The following is a 19242-nucleotide window of genomic DNA, read 5'->3' as shown; positions in this document are numbered from 1 at the left end:
CCCCCAACCCCCCCCCCCCCCGGGGGGGGGCGGCCCCCCCCCCCCCCCCCGGGCCCCCCCCCCCCCCGCCCCCCCCCCCCTCGACCCGGGAGGCGCTCCCGGAGCGAGGGTCAGGCGGTGTCGACGATCGTCGTCGTCACCTCGGTGACCGAGGGGCGACGCGGCGTCGACGAGAAGCCGAACCGGCACGGCGGGTCCACGGGCGCGAGGGCCCCGAGGTCGACCCCGTCGAAGCGGCCGGTCATCCCGGTGACCGCCCGCACGTCGGTGGCGCCGTAGTACTCGCGGCGTCCGGCGCGGGCCACGCCGCGGGTCCGGACCCCGCGCAGCGCCACCCGCGCCACCGGGTCGGCGAGGGTCGCGAAGGCCGGGCTCGTGGCGAGGGCCGGCGGCACGACGCGCAGCAGCCGGCCGAGCCCCGTCCGCTCCCCGACGTCGAGGGTCAGCGACAACGACGGCGAGCTCGACCCCCACGAGCGCACCCACGCGTCGCCGTCGGCCCACCCGGCGTGCACCTCGACCGGCTCGAGGCGCACCTCGTCGAAGGTGTACGTCGTCGAGACGAGCTCGGCCACCTCGTCGGTCGGGGCCAGCAGCACCCGGTGCCCGTCGGCCGTCTCGACCATCGCGTCGGCGAAGGCGCCGAACGGTGACTCCAGCCACCAGCCGACGACCACCCGGACCCCCGACGACGAGCCCACGCCGGCGATCCGGCCCCGGAACCTGCGACGTGCCCTCACCCGCCCATCATCCCGGTTAGGGTCCGGGCATGGCAGCGACGCCACCACCCTCGACGGGGACCGCCCTCCCCGCGTCCGCGCGCCGCGGCTACGGGCTCGGGTCGGTGGCCACGGGCTCGTTCGGCACGGTGCCCGGCCTGCTGCTCCTGCCCTACCTCACCGACCGGCTCGGGGTCGGCGCCGGCCTCGCCGGCCTCGTCGTCTTCCTCCCCAAGGCGTGGGACGTGCTGCTCAACCCGGTCGCCGGGCGGGTCAGCGACCGGTCCGAGCACCCCGCCGGGCGGCGCCGGCCGTTCCTCCTGCGCGCCGGCCTCGCGCTCGCCGTCGCGTTCGTCCTCCTCTTCTCGGGCCCGACGTCGCCGACCGGGCTCGCCACCGCGTGGGTCGTCGTCCTCTTCCTCGCCTGCGCGACGGCGTACGCGTTCTTCCAGGTGCCGTACGTCGCGATGCCCGCCGAGATGACCGACGACTACGACGAGCGCACCCGCCTCATGACCTGGCGCGTGGCCGTCCTGGCGCTGGCCATCCTCGTGAGCGGCGGCCTGTCCCCGGCGGTCCGCGACGCCCTCGGCCCGACGTGGGGCTACCGCGGCGTGGGCCTCTTCGTCGGCGTGCTCATCGTCGTCGGCACGGTCGGCGCGTGGTGGGGGACCCGCCGCGCCCCGATGAGCCGGGCGGCGACCGCGGGCGGCAGCCTGCGCGACCAGCTGCGCGTCGTCGCCGCGTCGGCCGACTTCCGGACCCTGCTCGCGGTGTTCGTGCTCCAGGCCCTCGCGACGGGGACGATGCTCGCCGGCGTCGACTACGTCGCCCGCGTCCTGCTCGGTCGCCCGGGCGCCTCCACGATCCTCTTCGTCTGCTTCGTCGGCCCGGCCCTGCTCGTCACGCCACTCTGGCAGCGCGTCGGGGAGCGGTACGGCAAGCGCACGGGCTACGTCTGGGGGTCGGTGCTCCTCGGGGTCGGCGCCCTCGCCACCCTCCTCGCGACCCGGGCCGGCGCCGGCGCCACCGCCGTCACGGTGGGGGTCGTCGGGGTGGGCTACGCCGCGTGCCAGATGTTCCCGCTGGCGATGCTCCCCGACGTCGCGGCCGCCGACACCGCCCGCACCGGGGAGGACCGGGCCGGTACCTACACCGGCGTCTGGACCGCGGGCGAGACGCTCGGCCTGGCGCTCGGACCGTTCGTGTACGCCGGCGTGCTGGCCCTCGGCGGGTACGTCTCGTCCACCGATGCCGCTGCCGCGCAGCCCGACTCGGCGCGCACCGCGATCGCTCTCGGCTTCACCGTGCTCCCTGCCCTGCTCGTCGGCGCCTCACTCGTCGTGCTGCGCCGGTACCGCCTCGACCCGGAGGTCCACCGATGACCCACGACGCCGGCCCGTCCGCCGGGAGCGTCCTCGCCGAGCTGCGCGCCCTCCAGGCCGGCGACCTGCCGACCCACGGGGGGCGCACCCTCGCCTACGTCTACGACTCCGGTCTCGCCGAGGCCGACTCGCTCGGGCGCGAGGCGCTGGCGATGTTCGCCTCCTCGAACGGGTTGGACCCCACCGCCTTTCCGTCCCTCCAGCGGATGGAGAACGACCTCGTCGCCCTCGCCGGGTCGTGGCTCGACGCCCCTCCGGGGTTCGCGGGCGTCGTCAGCTCGGGCGGCACCGAGTCGATCCTCCTCGCGGTGCTGGCCGCGCGCGAGGAAGCGCCGGACGTCGCGGACCCGAGCATGGTCCTCCCCTCGTCGGCCCACGCCGCGTTCCTCAAGGCCGCGGCGTACCTCGGCGTGCGGGCGGTCGTCGTCGACGTCGACCCGCACACCCTGCGCGCCGACCCGGCGGCGGTCGCCGACGCCGTCGACGACTCCACCGTCCTCGTCGTCGCCTCGGCCCCCTCGTACGCCCACGGGGTGCTCGACCCGGTCGCCGAGGTCGCGACGGTCGCGGCGGCGCGCGGCATCCGCTGCCACGTCGACGCCTGCATCGGCGGGTGGGTGCTGCCCCACCTCGACGACGTGCCGCCGTGGACCTTCGCCGTCCCGGGCGTCACGAGCATCAGCGTCGACCTGCACAAGTACGCGTACACCCCGAAGGGCGTCTCGCTGCTGCTCCACCGGGACGCCGCCCTGCGCCGGGGGCACCTCTTCGCCTCGGCCGACTGGCCCGGCTACACGATGCTCAACAGCACGCTGCAGTCGACGAAGTCCGGTGGCCCGCTCGCGGCGGCCTGGGCGGTCACGCGGCACATCGGCGCCGAGGGCTACGCCCGGCTGGCCCACGCGGCGCGTGCCGCGACCCTCGAGCTCGCCGACGCGGCCGGCGCCACGGACGGCCTGCGGGTCGTCGCCGCCCCCGACTCCACCCTCCTCGCGCTGGCCACCGACGGGTCGTGCGACGTCTTCACGATCGCCGACGAGATGCTGGCCCGCGGGTGGTTCGTCCAGCCGCAGATGGCCTTCGGGGCACTGCCGCCGACCCTGCACCTCACCCTGTCGGCGGCCACGGCCCCGTCGGTCCCCGAGTTCGTCTCGGCGCTGCGCGAGGCGGTCGCGGCCGCGCGAACGGCCGGTCCGGTGGCCGTCGACCCGGGCCTCGGCGGGATGCTCGCCGGCCTCGACCCGACCGCCCTCGACGACGCCGCGTTCGCCGGGCTGCTCGCCGCCGCGGGCCTGGCCGGCGGCGACGGCGGCATCGCCCTGCCCGCTCGGATGGCGCCGGTCAACGCCCTCCTCGACGCCTGCCCGCCGCGGCTGCGAGAGGCGCTGCTCGTCGGTGTGCTCGACCGCCTCTCGCGGCCCACCGGAACGGCCGCCGGCCCGGCGCCGTCCGAGACCTGAGCACCACGAGGGGAGCCGTCATGACGTCGTCGCTGTCGAGCCGATGGACCTGCCAGCAGTGCGGTCGCGCCGTCCGGGGGGAGAAGCACGTGACGAGCCTGGGCCGGACGATCTGCACGTCCTGCCAGCACGACCACGACGCGCTCGTCCTCGGCTCGCTGTCCGGAGGCGGGTTCGGTGACGTCGTCGCCGTCCGCGGGGCCCGCCGCTGGATCCGGCGGGCGCTCGGCCGCGACCCCGGCTGAGGGTGCCGGGCCCGTCCTCCCGGCAAGGCCCCACGAGCGAGGGCCCCGGCACCCCCACGGGTGACGGGGCCCTCGTCCGGGGCGGGTCGGGTCAGCCGACGGTGACGAAGGCCGAGGTCGCGGGCCCCCAGTTGCCGCTGCTGTCGCGTGTCTGGACCCAGAGCTGGTGCTTCCCGGCGGTGAGGCCGGCCGTCGGCACGGTCGCCTTCGCCACCTCGGACGTCGAGTTCCAGGACCCGTCGTTCGCGGTCATCGCCACGGCCGTCCCACCGTTCCACGGCGCGGTGTCGACGAAGTAGCGGCCGGCGTTGACGGTCTGGGCGGTCGGCTTGCCGACGCCCGAGGTGCCGTACGCGTTGTCGTTGCCGGTCGCGGTGAGGGTGAAGGTGGTACCGGCCGTCACGGTCGTCGTCGGCGCGGTGACCGAGGTCGTCGTCGGGCCGAGCGAGAGCTGGTACGGAGCGCGCGCGGCCTTGGCGAGGTACATCATCGCGGGCTTGTTCGCCGTCCAGAAGCCGTCCTGGCACGAGTAGGCCGGGGTGAAGCCGGTGCAGCTGCCGGAGTTCGGGCCGACCTCCATCGTCGAGGCCGCGACGCCGCGCTCGCCGTAGAGGTAGTCGTCGGTCGAGCCGGTCACCGTGTAGAGGATCTGGCCCGGCTGGCCGGTCTGGTACCCGTTGTAGTAGCTCGCGCGGAAGGCCGCCGAGCGCAGGCCGGCGTCGTTGGGCGCCTTGGTCGTCGTGTCACCCCAGGGGATGACGTGCATGTTCGCGTAGCTGTGCAGCGTGAGCATGTAGCCCGGCGTCGTCAGCGGCGCGGCGTCGGTGGCCAGCGGGCCGCGCTGGTCCGGGTACAGCGTCGTCATCAGCTGGGAGAGCGCGACGGTCTCGGGCTCGCTCCCGGCGGACGACCCGCGGAAGGTCTGGTCGCACGGGTTGGTCGAGGTGCCGGTGCCGCCCCACTTCCACGTGAAGTTCCGGTTGAGGTCGACGCCGTGCTGGTTGCTCGAGGTCGGGGGCACCGCGCAGGCGCCGAGGGAGTTGTTCGCGTTCTTGCGCTGCAGGTACGGGGAGGTCGTCCCCTGCTCGACGATCTCGCGGCCGTCGGGGTTGCCGACCGGCACGACCCAGACCTCGGTGGAGTCGAGGAGCGAGGTGACCTCGGCGTCGGTGCCGTACCCGTTGGCGAGGAGGTCGACGAAGCGGTTCGACAGCTCGGTCGCTGACAGCTCGCGGGCGTGCACGGCGCCGATGAGGAGGAAGCGCGGCTTGGTCGAGGTCGGGGTCAGCTGGCAGTCGCCGGGCTGGAGCTTCGTGAGGCAGATGGCGACGAGGTCGTTGCCGGTCGCGAGGCCCTGGGTCTTGCGCCACGAGTCACCGACGTCGCGCGTCACGGCCAGGTCGGGGTGGGCCGCGGCGACGTCGGACAGGTGCTGCACGTACTCGTCGGCGGTGAGGTACCCGCCGTAGAAGGTCGCCGCCGCCGCGGCGATGCCGTTGGTGCGACCGGTGCTCACGGGCCGCTCGGTCGTGGGGGCGGTCTGCTGCACCGTGACCCGGTATCCCATCCGGCCGAGGCGCGAGCGCACGGCCGCGTCGCCGACGACGAGCAGGTCGGTGCCGATGCGCGACTCGACGAGGTCGAACCCGGCGGCCTGGAGGCGGGCGGCGGTCGTGAGGGGCGTCGACGTCGAGACGCGGAGGACGCCGGCGCCCTCGCCGCGCGGTGCGGCCGGGGTGGAGGCGGCCGTGGCCGCGGTGGAGGCGATGAGGGTGGCCGTCAGGAGGGCGGTGACGGCGCCGGAGCGGAGGGTCATGGCGGGACCGTAGGGGCGGCGGGACCACCCGAGGAGGCCGTTCGCGCAAGCCCTTGTGAAGTCTTTACGTTGGATCTACCCACGGTTGACCTTCGGGGCCCTCGACCCCTCCTCGGTCCCCGTGGTTGCCGAGACCGGTGCGGGCGTGTTGGCTGTGCAACGACCCCGCACCCGCGCGAAGGACGGACGATGGCCACGACCCCGGACCCCCAGCTCTCGCACACCGTCGGGGTGCTCGAGCCCGCCCTCCTCGAGCAGACGATCGGTGACAGCCTCGACGCCACCGTCGCCGCGCACCCGGAGCGCGACGCCCTCGTCGACCGCGCCCAGGGCGTGCGCCTCACCTGGGCCGAGCTCGGCGCGGAGGTCGACCGGCTGGCCCGGGCGCTGGCCGCTGCCGGCCTGGCCAAGGGGGACCGCGTCGGCATCTGGGCACCCAACTGCAGCGAGTGGGTGCTCACCCAGTTCGCCACCGCCAAGCTCGGCGCGGTGCTCGTCAACATCAACCCGGCCTACCGCACGCACGAGCTGACCTACGTCCTCCGCCAGGCGGGCATCCGGATGCTCGTCACCGCCGAGTCGTTCAAGACCTCCGACTACGTCGCGATGGTCGCCACGGCGCGGCCCGAGTGCCCGGACCTCGAGCAGGTCTTCGTCATCGGCCGCGAGTCGTGGACCGACCTGCTCGAGCGGGCCGGTGAGGTCAGCCCCGAGCGGCTCACGATGCTCCAGCGCGAGCTCGACCCCCACGAGCCCATCAACATCCAGTACACCTCGGGGACAACCGGTTTCCCCAAGGGCGCGACGCTGTCGCACCACAACATCCTCAACAACGGCTACCTCGTCGGCGAGACCTGCCGCTACACCGAGGCCGACCGCATCTGCATCCCCGTGCCCTTCTACCACTGCTTCGGGATGGTCATGGGCAACCTCGCGGCGCTCACCCACGGGGCCTGCATGGTCATCCCCGCACCCGGCTTCGACCCCGCCTCGACCCTGGCCGCGGTCGTCGAGGAGCGCTGCACCTCGCTCTACGGCGTCCCGACCATGTTCATCGCGGAATGGGCTCTGCCGGAGTTCGACTCGTACGACCTGTCGTCGGTCCGTACCGGCATCATGGCCGGCTCGCCGTGCCCCGCGTCGATGATGACGAAGCTCATCGAGTCGGGCATCGACGAGATGACGATCTGCTACGGGATGACCGAGACCTCGCCGGTGTCGACCCAGAACCACACCGACGACACGTTCGAGCAGAAGGTCGGCACGGTGGGGTCGGTGCACCCGCACCTCGAGATCAAGGTCGTCGACCCGGTCACCGGCGAGACCCTGCCGCGCGGCGTGCCGGGCGAGTTCTGCACCAAGGGCTACTCGGTGATGCTCGGGTACTGGGAGGAGCCGGAGAAGACGGCCGAGGTGCTCGTCGACGGCTGGATGCACACCGGCGACATCGCCGTCATGGACGCCGACGGCTTCGTCGAGATCACCGGCCGGATCAAGGACATGGTCATCCGCGGCGGCGAGAACGTGTACCCGCGCGAGGTCGAGGAGTTCCTCTACACCCACCCCGACGTCCTCGACGCCCAGGTCATCGGCGTCCCCGACGAGAAGTACGGCGAGGAGCTGTGCGCCTGGGTCCGGATGAAGGACGGTGCCGAGCCGCTGACGGTCGAGGCCGTCCGCGCGTTCTGCGACGGGCGCCTCGCGCACTACAAGGTGCCCCGCTACGTCAAGGTCGTCGAGGAGTTCCCGATGACGGTCACCGGCAAGGTCCGCAAGGTCGAGATGCGTGAGGCGACCGTCGCCGAGCTCGGCCTCTGACCTGCGACGACGGCGACCCGGGCGGCCCCGGCGCGCGGTGCGGACCCCGCTGGCGCGCCGACCGCCGGAGGCCCTAGGTTGCCGAGCGCAGGGGTAGGGACCGGTGCGTCACCCTCCGGGGGTGCGAGCGGGTCCCGACGGTAGGTTGTCCGCCGATGCCGACACCTCGGTGTCCCGACGACAGGAAGTCCGCATGACCACCGCACAGCTCCTCGTCCTCCTCCTCGTGATCGTCGTGGCGATCGCCCTCGTCTGGCTCCTCGTGCGCCGGTCGGCGGCGCGCAAGGACGGCGCGCGGGCCGAGGCGGCCGGGCTGCGGGTCGAGGCCGAGGGGCTCGCCGGCACGCTCGCCGGGCAGGAGGCCTTCGCGGAGCAGGCCGAGGACCGGGCGGGGGTCGCGCAGGCGGAGGCCGACCGGCTGGCGGACGAGGCCTCGCAGTACCGCGAGACCGTCGAGGTGACCCGCACCGACTACCGCTCGATGCTCGCGCGGGCCGACGAGGTCGACCCGGACGTCTCCACGCCGGCCGCCGGCGAGGACGAGCGTCGTCCGATGACCCGCGCCGAGGCCCGCCAGATGCGTGAGGAGGCCGAGCGCGCGGCCTGGGCCGGGAGCCCCGCGGCCCCGGTCCCCGGTGCGGCCGGCGCGGCGGTCATGGGCCGCGACACCGGCGGGGTGAGCTTCGGGCCGCCCGTGGCGGAGCCCGAGGTCGACGAGCAGCCGCCAACCGCCGAGGAGCCCGTCGTCGCCGAGCCCGCCGTGGCCGACGACGCCGTCGCCGAGGAGCCGGTCCTCGAGGAGCCCGGTGCGGACGAGTCCACGGCCCTCGACGCCCCGGAGCAGGAGGCCGAGCAGCAGCCGGTGGACGCCGGCTCCGAGGAGCGCAGCGCACGCATCGCCGCGGCCACCGACTTCCGCGACGACGAGGAGGACGAGCCGTACGTGTGGGGGGCCTCACGCGCGGGTACCGAGGAGGCCATGGACGAGCGCCCGGCCGAGCCCGACGACCAGACCCCCACCGCGGCGAGCGACGCCGAGGCCCCCACGAGCGACTGGGGCGGCCCCCACGTCGCGGCCGCCGAGGCCGCCACCGACGCCGACACCGAGCCGAGGGCGGCCGACGCGCAGCCGGAGGCGGCGGAGGACGCGCAGCCGGAGTCGGCGGAGGACGCGCAGCCGGAGTCGGCGGAGGACGCGCAGCCGGAGTCGGCGGAGGACGCGCAGCCGGAGGCCGAGGAGGCCACGACGCCGGAGGCCGACGCGCCGACGGAGGAGGCGGAGATGGTCGACGACCCGGGGGCCGGTGCCTTCACCGAGCACGAGGAGCCCGACGTCGAGGAGGCCGACGCGTACGACCCGACCCCCGAGCGCGACTGGTCCGCCGACGAGGGCGAGCTGCTCGAGGAGTCGAGCGCCAAGGCCGACGAGCTGGCCGCCGAGCGCGAGCAGATGGACCGCGACGCCGCCGCCGCCGGCATGGAGCCGGTGCACCCCGAGGTCGTCGAGCAGGCCGAGGCCGAGGCGGACGAAGCCCCGGCGGAGGAGCCCGTCACGGACGAGAACGTCGCGGACGAGGCGTCGACCGAGGCCGAGACCCCGGCGGAGGAGCCCGTCGCGGACGAGCCGGCCGCCGACGAGGCGCCGACCGAGGACGAGACCCCGACGGAGGCCCCGGCCGAGGACGAGCCGCGCGCGCCCCGTCGCGTCTCGGAGTTCCACGAGATCCGCGACGGCGGCTACGGCATGGGCTCGGCGGCGGCCCTCGACGACGGTGCCCAGCCGATGGACCACCCGGTGCAGGCCTACCGCGACACGATGACCTACCGCGTGCCCGGCGACCCCGGCTACGACGACGCGACCGCCGACGTCTGGTTCTACGACCAGGGCGCGGCCGAGCGCAGCGGTTTCCGCCGCTCCGACGGCTGATCGGGTATCGGGTGACCCGATACGGCTGCGCTTCACCCCGGAACCGTTCCCGGGTGAAGCGCAGGGTTGTCGGGTCACCCGATACGCGTGGGGCCGACGACGCGCCGGACCCGACCCGGGGTCCGGCGCGTCCGTCATGTGGTGCCCGTGACACATCCCGTGCCCGGCGGCGCCCGACAGGCTAGGTTCGTGCGGGACCGTCCCCACCGGAGAGGAAGCCCCGTGCGCATCGGTGTCCCCCGTGAGTCCCGACCGGGGGAGACCCGTGTCGCCGCGACCCCGAAGACCGTCGAGCAGCTCCTCGGCCTCGGGTACACCGTGTTCGTCGAGTCCGGGGCCGGCGCCGCCGCGAGCTTCGACGACGAGGCCTACCGCCGGGCCGGGGCCGACGTCATCGACGACGCGGTGTGGAACGCCGACGTCGTCCTCAAGGTCACCGCCCCCACCGAGGCCGAGGTCGAGCGGCTGCGCTCCGGGCAGCTCGTCGCCTCGCTCATGGCCCCGGCCCTCGACCCCGACCTCGTCCAGCAGCTCGCCGCGCGCGGGGTCACGGCGATGGCGATGGACGCCGTGCCCCGCATCAGCCGGGCGCAGAGCCTCGACGTGCTGTCGTCGATGGCCAACATCGGCGGCTACCGCGCCGTCATCGAGGCGGCGCACGAGTTCGGGTCGTTCTTCACCGGCCAGGTGACGGCGGCCGGCAAGGTGCCTCCGGCCAAGGTCCTCGTCGTCGGGGCCGGGGTCGCCGGGCTGGCGGCCATCGGCACCGCCTCCAGCCTCGGCGCCGTCGTCCGCGCGTTCGACGCCCGCCCGGAGGTCGCCGAGCAGGTCGAGTCGATGGGGGCCGAGTTCCTCCGGATCGACGTGGCCGACGAGGGACCGTCGGCCGACGGCTACGCGAAGGAGACCAGCGCCGACTTCGACGCCAAGGCCGCCGCGCTCTACGCCGCGCAGGCCGCCGACGTCGACATCGTCGTCACGACCGCCCTCATCCCCGGCCGGCCGGCGCCGCGGCTGCTCACCGAGGAGATGGTCGCCTCGATGAAGCCCGGCTCGGTCGTCGTCGACATGGCGGCGGCCAACGGCGGCAACGTCGCGGGCACGGTCGCCGGCGAGAAGGTCGTCACCGAGAACGGCGTGACCCTCCTCGGCTACACCGACCTGCCCGGGCGCCTGCCCACCCAGGCCAGCCAGCTCTTCGGCACCAACCTCGTCAACCTCCTCAAGCTGCTCACCCCTGACAAGGACGGCGAGGTCCACCTCGACCTCGACGACGTCGTCCAGCGTGGGATGACCGTCGCGCACGAGGGCCAGGTGCTGTGGCCGCCCCCGCCGGTGCAGGTCTCGGCCGCCGCGGCCCCCGGCACGGCGGTCGCCACCGTGCCGGCCGCCCCGGAGAAGCCGACGCGCCAGCCGATGTCGGGCTCGACCAGGCTGGGGCTGGCCGGCGTGGGCGCCGCCCTGTTCCTCCTCGTCGCGGCCTACTCCCCGCAGCCGTTCCTCGGCCACTTCATGGTCTTCATGCTCTCGGTCGTCATCGGCTTCTACGTCATCGGCAACGTCCACCACGCGCTGCACACCCCGTTGATGAGCGTCACGAACGCGATCAGCGGCATCATCGTGGTCGGCGCGCTGCTCCAGGTCGGGCACGACAGCGTCGCGGTGTCGGTGCTCGCGTTCGTCGGCATCCTCGTCGCGTCGATCAACGTCTTCGGCGGGTTCCGGGTGACCGCCCGAATGCTCGAGATGTTCAAGCGCGAGGAGCCCGCCCGATGAGCACGACGCTCGTGCAGGGCGCCTACATCGTCGCCGGCCTGCTCTTCATCCTCGCCCTCGCCGGGCTCTCCCGGCACGAGTCGGCCCGGCGGGGCAACCGCTTCGGCATCGTCGGGATGGCCGTCGCGCTCGTCGCGACCATCCTCGCCGCGACCGCCGGCACCGGCGGGTCGGGCTGGCTCGGGCTGCTGCTCATCGTCGTCGCGATGGCCGTCGGCGCGGCCGTCGGCCTCGACCGGGCGCGCAAGGTCGAGATGACCGGCATGCCCGAGCTCATCGCGATGCTCCACTCGTTCGTCGGGCTCGCCGCCGTGCTCGTCGGGTGGAACAGCTCCTACGAGGTCGTCGCCTACCCGACCATCCACGACGTCGAGGTCTTCGTCGGCGTCTTCATCGGCGCGGTCACGTTCACCGGCTCGGTCGTCGCCTTTCTCAAGCTGTCGGCGCGCATCTCGTCCCGACCGCTCATGCTGCCGGGGCGCAACCTCATCAACCTCGGGGCGCTCGGCGGGTTCGTCGTGCTCACGCTGGCCTATGTGCTGGTCCGGGAGGACTCGGTCTTCGTCCGGCACCTGCTGCTCGGGCTCGTCACCCTGCTCGCGCTCGGGCTGGGCTGGCACCTCGTCGCCTCCATCGGCGGCGGCGACATGCCGGTCGTCGTCTCGATGCTCAACAGCTACTCCGGATGGGCTGCCGCCGCCGCGGGCTTCCTGCTGAGCAACGACCTGCTGATCATCACCGGGGCGCTCGTCGGCTCCTCCGGTGCGTACCTGTCCTACATCATGTGCCGCGCGATGAACCGCTCGTTCATCTCGGTCATCGCCGGCGGGTTCGGGGTCGAGGCCGGCACCGCCGCCTCCGACGACACCGACTACGGCGAGCACCGCGAGGTCACCGCCGAGGGCGCCGCCGCGCTGCTCACCTCGGCCCGCTCGGTCGTCATCACCCCCGGCTACGGGATGGCCACCGCCCAGGCCCAGCACGCCGTCGCCGAGCTGACCAAGCGGTTGCGCGCCGACGGCGTCGACGTCCGCTTCGGCATCCACCCCGTCGCCGGCCGGCTGCCCGGGCACATGAACGTCCTGCTCGCCGAGGCCAAGGTCCCCTACGACATCGTCCTCGAGATGGACGAGATCAACGACGACCTCGCCGACACCGACGTCGTCCTCGTCATCGGCGCCAACGACACCGTCAACCCGGCCGCCGCCGAGGATCCGACCTCCCCCATCGCCGGGATGCCGGTGCTGCGGGTCTGGGAGGCCAGGGACGTCATCGTCTTCAAGCGCTCGATGGCCACCGGGTACGCGGGCGTGCAGAACCCGCTCTTCTTCCGCGACAACACCCAGATGCTCTTCGGCGACGCCAAGGCCCGGGTCGAGGACATCATCCAGGCCCTCTGACCCCGGGCGGGCCGCCTCGGTAGGCTTCCCGGCGTGAGCGACCCCAGCGCGCCCGACCGCCCCACCGGCATCACCTACGCCGAGGCCGGTGTCGACGTCGAGGCCGGTGACCAGGCCGTCGAGCTGATGAAGGAGTCGGTGCGCCGCGCCACCCGCCCCGAGGTGCTCGGCGGGCTCGGCGGCTTCGCCGGGATGTTCGACGCCAGCGCGCTCGCCACGTACCGCCGCCCCGTGCTGGCCACCTCCACCGACGGCGTCGGCACCAAGGTCGCCATCGCCCAGGCGCTCGACCGGCACGACACCATCGGGTTCGACCTCGTCGGGATGGTCGTCGACGACATCGTCGTCTGCGGGGCCGAGGCGCTCTTCATGACCGACTACATCGCCTGCGGGAAGGTCGTCCCCGAGCGGATCGCGGCCATCGTCGGCGGCATCGCGCGGGCCTGCGAGCAGGCGCGGGTCGCCCTCGTGGGCGGCGAGACCGCCGAGCACCCGGGCCTCCTCGACCCCGACGAGTACGACGTGGCCGGGGCGGCGACCGGGGTCGTCGAGCACGACGCCGTCCTCGGGCCGCAGCGGGTGCAGGCCGGTGACGTCGTCCTCGGGCTGGCGAGCAGCGGGCTGCACTCCAACGGGTACTCGCTGGTCCGGCGGGTCGTGGCGCACGCCGGATGGGCGCTCGACCGGCACGTCGACGAGTTCGGCCGCACCCTCGGCGAGGAGCTGCTGACGCCCACCCGCGTCTACGCCGCCGACCTGCTCGACCTCGTGCGCCTCGACGGCGTCGAGGTCCACGCCCTCTCGCACGTCACCGGGGGAGGCCTGGCCGCCAACCTCGCCCGTGTGCTGCCCGCGCACGTGCACGCCCGCCTCGACCGCGCCTCGTGGACCCCGCCGGCGGTCTTCTCGACCGTCGGCGCCCTCGGCAACGTGCCGCGGGCCGACCTCGAGCGCACGCTCAACATGGGCGTCGGCTTCGTCGCGGTGCTGCCGGCCGACTCGGTCGATGCCGCGACGGCGCACCTGGCGGCCCGGGGCATCGACACCTGGGTGATGGGCGAGGTGGCCGACGGCTCGACCGCCGACGCCGCCACCGGCGAGGTCGTCCGGGGCGCGAAGGGCGTCGACGGCGGCTCTGTCGAGCTCGTCGGCGACCACCCCACCACCTGACGCCCACCTCCACAGCCGACGCACGAGGGCCGGCCGCCCACCCCGGGTCAGAGGACAGGAATCCCCGGGGTGGACGGCCGGCGGCTCGGGTGCGGGGACGCGTGCCCCCGCGGCGGGGTCACCCCCAGATCGCGGCCGCCCACTCGGGGTGGTCGACGAACGGGTTGCGGTTGTGCTGCCACGCCTCGTAGATGCGGTCGTTGCGGCGCATCTCGAAGGCGTCGACCGGGTCCTCGGCGTTCCACTGGAGCAGCACCGAGAGCTTGCCGATGTTCGGCGCGCTGCCGTTGCCCACGGAGTTGTTCATCTCGAGGTTCGCCCAGCCGTCGTCGCCCTCGTAGCGGACGGCCATGTAGAAGATCATCCGCGCCACGTCGCCCTTGACGGCGTCGCGCGGCTCGAAGGAGTCGCCGTCGGAGAGGCACCCGGTGCACTGCGCGACGGCACTGCCCCCGTTGTCGAAGTCGAGGTTGCCGCGGGTGGAGTTGACGGTGACGTCCTCGGGGCGCAGGTGGTGCACGTCGGTGCCCGGTCCGGTGGCGGTGCCGAAGTCGCCGTGCGACTTGGCCCAGACGTGCTCGCGGTTCCACTGGTCGACGCCACCACCGTTGTCGGACTTGGCGATCGAGCGGCCGGAGTAGATCTCGACGACGTTGTTCGCGTTGTTAGGGTCCTGGTCGGTGTCCTTGAGCGCGTCCCAGACCTGGTCGTAGGTGAGCTTCGTCTGGTCGTCGATGATGCCGTGCAGCGACGACTTGAGGGCCGTGCCGGTCTTGCCGATGGCCGGCGCGTAGTAGGTGCTGTCGTAGTCACCCGTCCCGCCGGTGCCGCCACCGGTCCCGCCGCCCGTGCCGGCGGTCGCGATCGCCGAGGTGCCGGTCATCCCCGGGTGCGAGAAGTACGCCGCCAGCGTGCCGGTGACGTCGACCTGCTTCCCCAGGAGGGTCGGGTTGGTCCGCAGGCCCCACTGGCCGCGCAGCGCCGAGGGCACCTGGACGTAGAGCATCCGGGACGTGGTGGTCTCGGACGCGGAGTCGGCGATCGCGAGGGCGTAGTCGTTCGGGAACGCCGAGCGCACGACGGTGTTCGTCGCGGTGGGCTGCCCGACGACGTAGCCACGCACGGTCTGGCTCGTGCCGTTCTGGCTCGCGACGGCCTGCGCCACGGTCAGCGGGGTGGCGGCCTGCGACGCGGGCGCCGACAGGCCGAGGAGGACGACGAGGGCGGAGGCCAGGGCGAGCCACGGGGTGACGAGGCGGCGCCGGGCCGGTGGGGCGGGCGGGGTCATCTGTCGGATCACGGTCCCCGACCCTGCCGGTCGGGCAGTCGGGCGGGGGTCTGGCCGGGTCAAGGATTCGGTCAGGACTCACCCATGGGCGGGTCAACGGCGACGGCGTGAGTAGCGCACCCCACGACGGGGGGTCCGCGGGTCCGCCACGCTCGGACGATGGAGCGGACCCGACAGCGACGCGGAGCCCGGGCCCGGGCGGCCCGCGACCCCGGCAGCGTCACCTCGTGGGTGCTCACGTGGGCCGCCGTCCCGGCCCTCGTCGTCCCGGCGGTCGGTGTCCTCGGGGTGCTCGAGGTGCTCGGGGAGCCGCCCGCGGGGCGGACGGGGGCGTGGTCGGCCGAGGCGGGGGTGCTCCTGGCCCCGTTCGGGCTCGCGGTGGTCGTGCTGCTCACGACGGCGCTCCTCCTGGCGCGGGGTCGCGCTCCCCGGGCCGGGTCGCCGGTCGCCGCTGCTGCCGGGTACGTGGTGGTCGGCCTGCTGCTGGCCATCGCGGTGTGGGTGCCCACCACCGTGCTGGCCGTCCTCTGGGTGTGGCGCCGTCACCCCTGAGCCGTCGGGCCGGTCGTCAGGCCACGGTCACCTGCGGGGCGAAGAGGGCCATCGCGGCCAGCGCCCGCTCGTGGTTCTCCGGCGTCGAGCCCGCGCAGCCGGCCGCGTCGACGACGACCGTGACCCCGGCGTCGGCCATCGGCAGCACGGTGGAGACGACGCAGCAGTCGGTGGCCACCCCCGCGACGGTCACGTGCGCGTCGGACCGCAAGAGCCCGCCCAGCACCGGCCACTTCCCGAACGTCCCCGCGGTGACGACGTGACCCGCGACCCTGTCGAGCTCGGGGACCACGGCGTACAACGGGTCGTCGTCGGGCACGAGCGCGAAGGGCCACTCCTCGTAGTACGGGCCCCACGAGCCCCCGAGCGAGGGGTCGGCGACGAACCGCGTGACGACCGTGCGCTCGGGCCCGAACTCCTCGGCCAGCGCCCGCATCCGGCCGAGCGCGGCGCCGAACATCGGGGACCCCCACGGCGAGGCGCCGGGGTCGGCGAAGACGACCTGCGGGTCGACGACGACCAGCCAGCCGTCGCGGTGGGGCATCAGGCGGCCGGCTCGGCGACGGGCGCCTCGGCGGCCCGCTCCTGGCGTCGCACCGTGCTGCGACGGGCGACGAACGTGACGCCGAACCCGATGACCAGCGCGAGGAGGACGCCGATGTTCGCGTACGGCCAGTTGCCGTCCCAGTACGGCGCGCCCTCGCCCTCGGTGACGTAGGTGCCGAGCCCGAGCGGCTCGAGGAGGTAGCCCTGCCAGTTGTTCCACGCGGCGTCCTGCGCGAACCCGTTGACGACGAGCCCCCAGCCGACGACCGAGGCGAGCGCCATCGTGCCGATCGCGACCCAGTCCCACGAGCCGTACCGGCCGCGGGAGTCGAAGAGCGCGCGCCCGCCGTCGGGCCCGGCGTCGTAGTCGTCGCGGCGCAGGAGCAGGTCGGCGATGAAGATGCCGGCCCACGCGGCGAGCGGCACGCCGAGGGTGATGAGGAAGGACTGGAACGGGCCGAGGAAGTCCTGGGCGAAGAAGACGACCCAGATGGTGCCGAGGGTGAGGATGACGCCGTCGACGCCGGCCGCGGCCGGGCGGGGGATCCGCACGCCGAGCGAGAGCAGCGTGAGCCCCGAGGAGTAGATGCCGAGCACCGCCCCGGAGACCAGCGACAGGATCACCGCGACGAGGAACGGCACGAGGAACCACGTCGGGAGGATGGTCGCCAGGGTGCCGATGGGGTCGGCGGGGATGCCCTCGAGGACCTTCTCGTCGGACGCGGCGAGCATCAGCCCGAAGAGGACGAGGAGCACGGGGGCGATGGCGCCCCCGAAGGTGTTCCACGCGACGACCGCCGTGCTCGAGGCGTCGCGGCGCTGGTAGCGCGACCAGTCAGCGGCGATGTTGACCCAGCCGAGCCCGAAGCCGGTCATGAGCATGACGAAGGCGCCGACGACGGCCTGGGGCGGGCCCGAGGCCACCGAGCCGACCGCCGACCACTCGATGTGGCCCGCCGCGACGACGACGAAGAGGATCGTGACGATGCCGGTGAGCCACGTGAGCACCGACTGCATCCGCATGATCACGTGGTAGCCGGCGACCGACGCCGAGACGATGAGGGCTGCGACGACGAGGGCCGCGACGACCTTCGTGGCCGTGCCGCCGCCCCACCCGAGCCGCTCGAAGATCGTCGAGGTGGCGAGCACCGCGAGGATCGCGAGGAAGGTCTCCCAGCCGATGGAGGTCAGCCACGAGATGACGCCCGGGACCTTCTGGCCGACGACGCCGAAGGAGGCCCGCGACAGGATCATCGTCGGCGCCGACCCGCGCTTCCCGGCGACCGCGACGAGGCCGCAGAGCAGGAAGGAGACGACGATGCCGAGGACGGTGACGACGGCGCCCTGCCAGAACGAGATGCCGAACTGGAGGACGAACGCGGCGTACGAGATGCCGAAGACCGACACGTTGGCGGCGAACCACGGCCAGAAGAGGTCGCGCGGCACGGCGGTGCGCTCGGCCTCGTCGATGATCTCGATGCCGGTGGTCTCGATGCCCGGGCGCGGGGCCGCGGGAGCGGTCGAGGTGCTCATGGGGCGAGCATGGCAGACCACGGCGGCGTGCGGCAGCCACCACACGCACGCACCGGGCTCACCGTGGTGAGGGCTCCCGGGTCCCGGGGGAGGTCAGGGCGGGGTCAACGACGCCCGCCGGTCCACTGACCGTAGTCGTCCTCGTCCTCCCAGCTGCGCTCGTCGGCGGTGTCGCCGGAGTGCGTCTGGGTGTGCAGTTCTCGCTCAAGCGCGGAGAGGTCGGTGTCGGGGCTGAAGTACTTCAGCTCGCGGGCGACCTTCGTCTGCTTGGCCTTGGCTCGGCCGCGCCCCATGGCGTGACCCCCTCGTGCGTCTGCCGGGGCGGCATCGCTGGTCGGACGGCCCCGGGAAGGGGTCATCCCACGTCGCGGAGCGGCTCCGGGAATGGTGTGCATATCGTGACGTCAACGATACATGGGTCCGCGACCGTTCGGCGACGCCGGCGCCGGGTCAGCGGACCTCCGGGGCCGGCGTCCCGCCCTCTGGGACGGCACCGGCCTGTCCGGGCAGCCACGGGGTGCTCCCACCGGAGGCGATGCGCCGCTCCGCGAGCCGGTCGGCGGCCACGGCGGGCGTCAGGCCCTCGGCGTCGGCGGTGCGCAGGACCTCGAGGGTGCTCTCGAAGATGGCCCGGGTGCGCCCGGCCGCTCGCTCCATGTCGAAGCCGTGCAGCTCGTCGCTCACCTGGATGACCCCGCCGGCGTTGACGAGGAAGTCCGGGGCGTAGACGACGCCGCGCGCGGCCAGGCGGTCGGGGGTCTCGGCGGAGGCGAGCTGGTTGTTGGCGCCCCCGCACACGACCCGGGCCCGCAGGGCGTCGACGGTGTCGTCGTCGAGGGCGCCGCCGAGGGCGTTCGGGCTGAAGACGTCGAGCTCGAGCCGGGCGAGGGCGGTCGCGTCGTCGACGGCCCGCACCTGCGGGTGGCGCCCGAGCAGCCGGGCGACCGCGGCGTCGTCGACGTCGGTGACGACGACCTCGGCGCCGTCCTCGAGGAGGTGCTCGGTGAGCCTGGCGCCGACCTTGCCGACCCCGGCGATGCCGACCCGCCGGCCGGCCAGCGTCGCCTCGCCCCAGACGTGCTGGGCGACGGCCCGCATCCCCTGGAACACCCCGAGGGCCGTGAGGACCGAGGAGTCACCGGCGCCGCCGCGCTCGGGGGAGCGCCCGGTGGCCCACCGGGTCTCCTCCGCGACGACGTCCATGTCGGCGACGTAGGTGCCGACGTCGCAGGCCGTGACGTACCGCCCGCCGAGGGACTCGACGAACCGGCCGTAGGCCCGGAGCAGCTCGGGGGTCTTGTCGCGGTGCGGGTCGCCGATGACGACGGCCTTGCCGCCGCCGTGGTCGAGCCCCGCGAGCGCGTTCTTGCTCGACATCGCCCGCGAGAGGCGCAGGACGTCGGCGAGGGCCGCGTCGGTGCTCTCGTAGGGGTGGAAGCGGGTGCCGCCGAGGCCCGGCCCGAGGGACGTGGAGTGCAGCGCGATGATCGCGCGCAGCCCGGTGTCGGGGTCGGAGCAGAAGACGACCTGCTCGTGGCCGGCGAGGTCGATGAGGTCCGTGGCCATGCCCGTCACGGTAGTCGCGCGGGGAGGGGCCGGCCCGTCCG

The 19242-nt window shown here is 74.0% G+C and carries 16 protein-coding genes; 9 read left to right on the top strand and 7 right to left on the bottom strand.

Annotated features, from left to right (window positions below; translation table 11 throughout):
• Positions 1–110: 110 nt before the first annotated feature.
• Positions 111–740 carry a hypothetical protein gene (locus JQN70_RS18570; protein WP_204132864.1) on the bottom strand — a complete coding sequence of 210 codons (630 nt, stop codon included), beginning with the start codon at positions 738–740 and terminating at the stop codon, positions 111–113.
• Between the two features lie 29 nt (positions 741–769).
• Between JQN70_RS18570 and JQN70_RS18565 the strand changes: the two genes are divergently transcribed.
• From JQN70_RS18565 to JQN70_RS18555, 3 genes are read left to right on the top strand one after another with little or no spacing between them, the layout of a single operon-like run.
• On the top strand, positions 770–2104 hold the full coding sequence (locus tag JQN70_RS18565; protein ID WP_204132863.1) for an MFS transporter: 1335 nt from the start codon (positions 770–772) through the stop codon (positions 2102–2104).
• Complete coding sequence (locus tag JQN70_RS18560) at positions 2101–3564, top strand: pyridoxal phosphate-dependent decarboxylase family protein (RefSeq protein WP_204132862.1); 1464 nt, start codon at positions 2101–2103, stop codon at positions 3562–3564. Before JQN70_RS18565 ends, JQN70_RS18560 begins: the two co-directional genes overlap by 4 nt.
• 20 nt (positions 3565–3584) lie before the next feature.
• Positions 3585–3809 (top strand): hypothetical protein, encoded by a 225-nt coding sequence (locus JQN70_RS18555; RefSeq protein WP_204132861.1) that lies wholly within the window; start codon positions 3585–3587, stop codon positions 3807–3809.
• 91 nt (positions 3810–3900) lie between these two features.
• On the opposite strand, the gene JQN70_RS18550 is transcribed toward JQN70_RS18555, so the two are convergent.
• On the bottom strand, positions 3901–5625 hold the full coding sequence (locus JQN70_RS18550; RefSeq protein WP_204132860.1) for a M14 family zinc carboxypeptidase: 1725 nt from the start codon (positions 5623–5625) through the stop codon (positions 3901–3903).
• Positions 5626–5814: 189 nt separating this feature from the next.
• Between JQN70_RS18550 and JQN70_RS18545 the strand changes: the two genes are divergently transcribed.
• From JQN70_RS18545 to purM, 5 genes are all read left to right on the top strand, one after another.
• Positions 5815–7443: an AMP-binding protein gene (locus JQN70_RS18545; RefSeq protein WP_204132859.1), complete on the top strand. Its 1629-nt coding sequence runs from the start codon at positions 5815–5817 to the stop codon at positions 7441–7443.
• Between the two features lie 193 nt (positions 7444–7636).
• Entirely contained in the window at positions 7637–9370 is a 1734-nt protein-coding gene (locus JQN70_RS18540) for a sunset domain-containing protein (RefSeq protein ID WP_204132858.1), read from the top strand.
• 222 nt (positions 9371–9592) lie between these two features.
• Positions 9593–11146 carry a Re/Si-specific NAD(P)(+) transhydrogenase subunit alpha gene (locus tag JQN70_RS18535; protein WP_204132857.1) on the top strand — a complete coding sequence of 518 codons (1554 nt, stop codon included), beginning with the start codon at positions 9593–9595 and terminating at the stop codon, positions 11144–11146.
• A complete protein-coding gene (gene pntB, locus JQN70_RS18530) occupies positions 11143–12546 on the top strand; it encodes a Re/Si-specific NAD(P)(+) transhydrogenase subunit beta (RefSeq protein WP_204132856.1) in 1404 nt (467 codons plus the stop codon). Before JQN70_RS18535 ends, pntB begins: the two co-directional genes overlap by 4 nt.
• A gap of 33 nt (positions 12547–12579) precedes the next feature.
• The gene (gene purM, locus JQN70_RS18525; protein WP_204132855.1) at positions 12580–13716 is read left to right on the top strand and encodes a phosphoribosylformylglycinamidine cyclo-ligase; all 1137 of its coding nucleotides are present in this window, start codon (positions 12580–12582) and stop codon (positions 13714–13716) included.
• A 118-nt stretch (positions 13717–13834) separates the two neighbouring features.
• Here the strand turns inward: purM and JQN70_RS18520 are convergent, their stop codons facing one another.
• On the bottom strand, positions 13835–15016 hold the full coding sequence (locus tag JQN70_RS18520; protein WP_307836078.1) for an endonuclease: 1182 nt from the start codon (positions 15014–15016) through the stop codon (positions 13835–13837).
• A gap of 147 nt (positions 15017–15163) precedes the next feature.
• On the opposite strand from JQN70_RS18520, the gene JQN70_RS18515 reads away from it, so the two are divergent.
• Positions 15164–15556 (top strand): hypothetical protein, encoded by a 393-nt coding sequence (locus JQN70_RS18515; protein ID WP_204132854.1) that lies wholly within the window; start codon positions 15164–15166, stop codon positions 15554–15556.
• Positions 15557–15572: 16 nt separating this feature from the next.
• Here the strand turns inward: JQN70_RS18515 and JQN70_RS18510 are convergent, their stop codons facing one another.
• The 4 genes from JQN70_RS18510 to JQN70_RS18495 all read right to left on the bottom strand — a co-directional run bounded on the left by JQN70_RS18510 (position 15573) and on the right by JQN70_RS18495 (position 19201).
• Complete coding sequence (locus JQN70_RS18510; protein WP_204132853.1) at positions 15573–16100, bottom strand: cysteine hydrolase family protein; 528 nt, start codon at positions 16098–16100, stop codon at positions 15573–15575.
• Positions 16100–17635, bottom strand: a complete 1536-nt coding sequence (locus tag JQN70_RS18505) for a purine-cytosine permease family protein (protein WP_204132852.1) — start codon at positions 17633–17635, stop codon at positions 16100–16102. The genes JQN70_RS18510 and JQN70_RS18505 overlap by 1 nt, the downstream gene beginning before the upstream one ends.
• A 104-nt stretch (positions 17636–17739) precedes the next feature.
• On the bottom strand, positions 17740–17928 hold the full coding sequence (locus tag JQN70_RS18500) for a DUF3073 domain-containing protein (protein WP_204132851.1): 189 nt from the start codon (positions 17926–17928) through the stop codon (positions 17740–17742).
• Positions 17929–18085: 157 nt separating this feature from the next.
• Positions 18086–19201 carry a Glu/Leu/Phe/Val family dehydrogenase gene (locus JQN70_RS18495; RefSeq protein ID WP_204132850.1) on the bottom strand — a complete coding sequence of 372 codons (1116 nt, stop codon included), beginning with the start codon at positions 19199–19201 and terminating at the stop codon, positions 18086–18088.
• Between the last annotated feature and the right edge of the window lie 41 nt (positions 19202–19242).

The sequence above is a fragment of the Phycicoccus sonneratiae genome, from assembly GCF_016887965.1.
Classification (GTDB): Bacteria; Actinomycetota; Actinomycetes; order Actinomycetales; family Dermatophilaceae; genus Phycicoccus; species Phycicoccus sonneratiae.
Note: the sequence above shows the minus strand (reverse complement) of the source record. Positions and strands in the feature narration are given on the sequence as shown.

What these genes read in the sequence shown, in the direction of transcription:
- JQN70_RS18555 (WP_204132861.1), top strand. Translation starts at nt 3,585, where the DNA reads ATGACGTCGTCGCTGTCGAGCCGATGGACCTGCCAGCAGTGCGGTCGC.
- JQN70_RS18545 (WP_204132859.1), top strand. Translation starts at nt 5,815, where the DNA reads ATGGCCACGACCCCGGACCCCCAGCTCTCGCACACCGTCGGGGTGCTC.
- JQN70_RS18540 (WP_204132858.1), top strand. Translation starts at nt 7,637, where the DNA reads ATGACCACCGCACAGCTCCTCGTCCTCCTCCTCGTGATCGTCGTGGCG.
- JQN70_RS18495 (WP_204132850.1), bottom strand. Translation starts at nt 19,201, where the DNA reads ATGGCCACGGACCTCATCGACCTCGCCGGCCACGAGCAGGTCGTCTTC.
- JQN70_RS18560 (WP_204132862.1), top strand. Translation starts at nt 2,101, where the DNA reads ATGACCCACGACGCCGGCCCGTCCGCCGGGAGCGTCCTCGCCGAGCTG.
- JQN70_RS18565 (WP_204132863.1), top strand. Translation starts at nt 770, where the DNA reads ATGGCAGCGACGCCACCACCCTCGACGGGGACCGCCCTCCCCGCGTCC.
- JQN70_RS18510 (WP_204132853.1), bottom strand. Translation starts at nt 16,100, where the DNA reads ATGCCCCACCGCGACGGCTGGCTGGTCGTCGTCGACCCGCAGGTCGTC.
- JQN70_RS18515 (WP_204132854.1), top strand. Translation starts at nt 15,164, where the DNA reads ATGGAGCGGACCCGACAGCGACGCGGAGCCCGGGCCCGGGCGGCCCGC.
- JQN70_RS18505 (WP_204132852.1), bottom strand. Translation starts at nt 17,635, where the DNA reads ATGAGCACCTCGACCGCTCCCGCGGCCCCGCGCCCGGGCATCGAGACC.
- pntB (WP_204132856.1), top strand. Translation starts at nt 11,143, where the DNA reads ATGAGCACGACGCTCGTGCAGGGCGCCTACATCGTCGCCGGCCTGCTC.
- JQN70_RS18550 (WP_204132860.1), bottom strand. Translation starts at nt 5,625, where the DNA reads ATGACCCTCCGCTCCGGCGCCGTCACCGCCCTCCTGACGGCCACCCTC.
- JQN70_RS18500 (WP_204132851.1), bottom strand. Translation starts at nt 17,928, where the DNA reads ATGGGGCGCGGCCGAGCCAAGGCCAAGCAGACGAAGGTCGCCCGCGAG.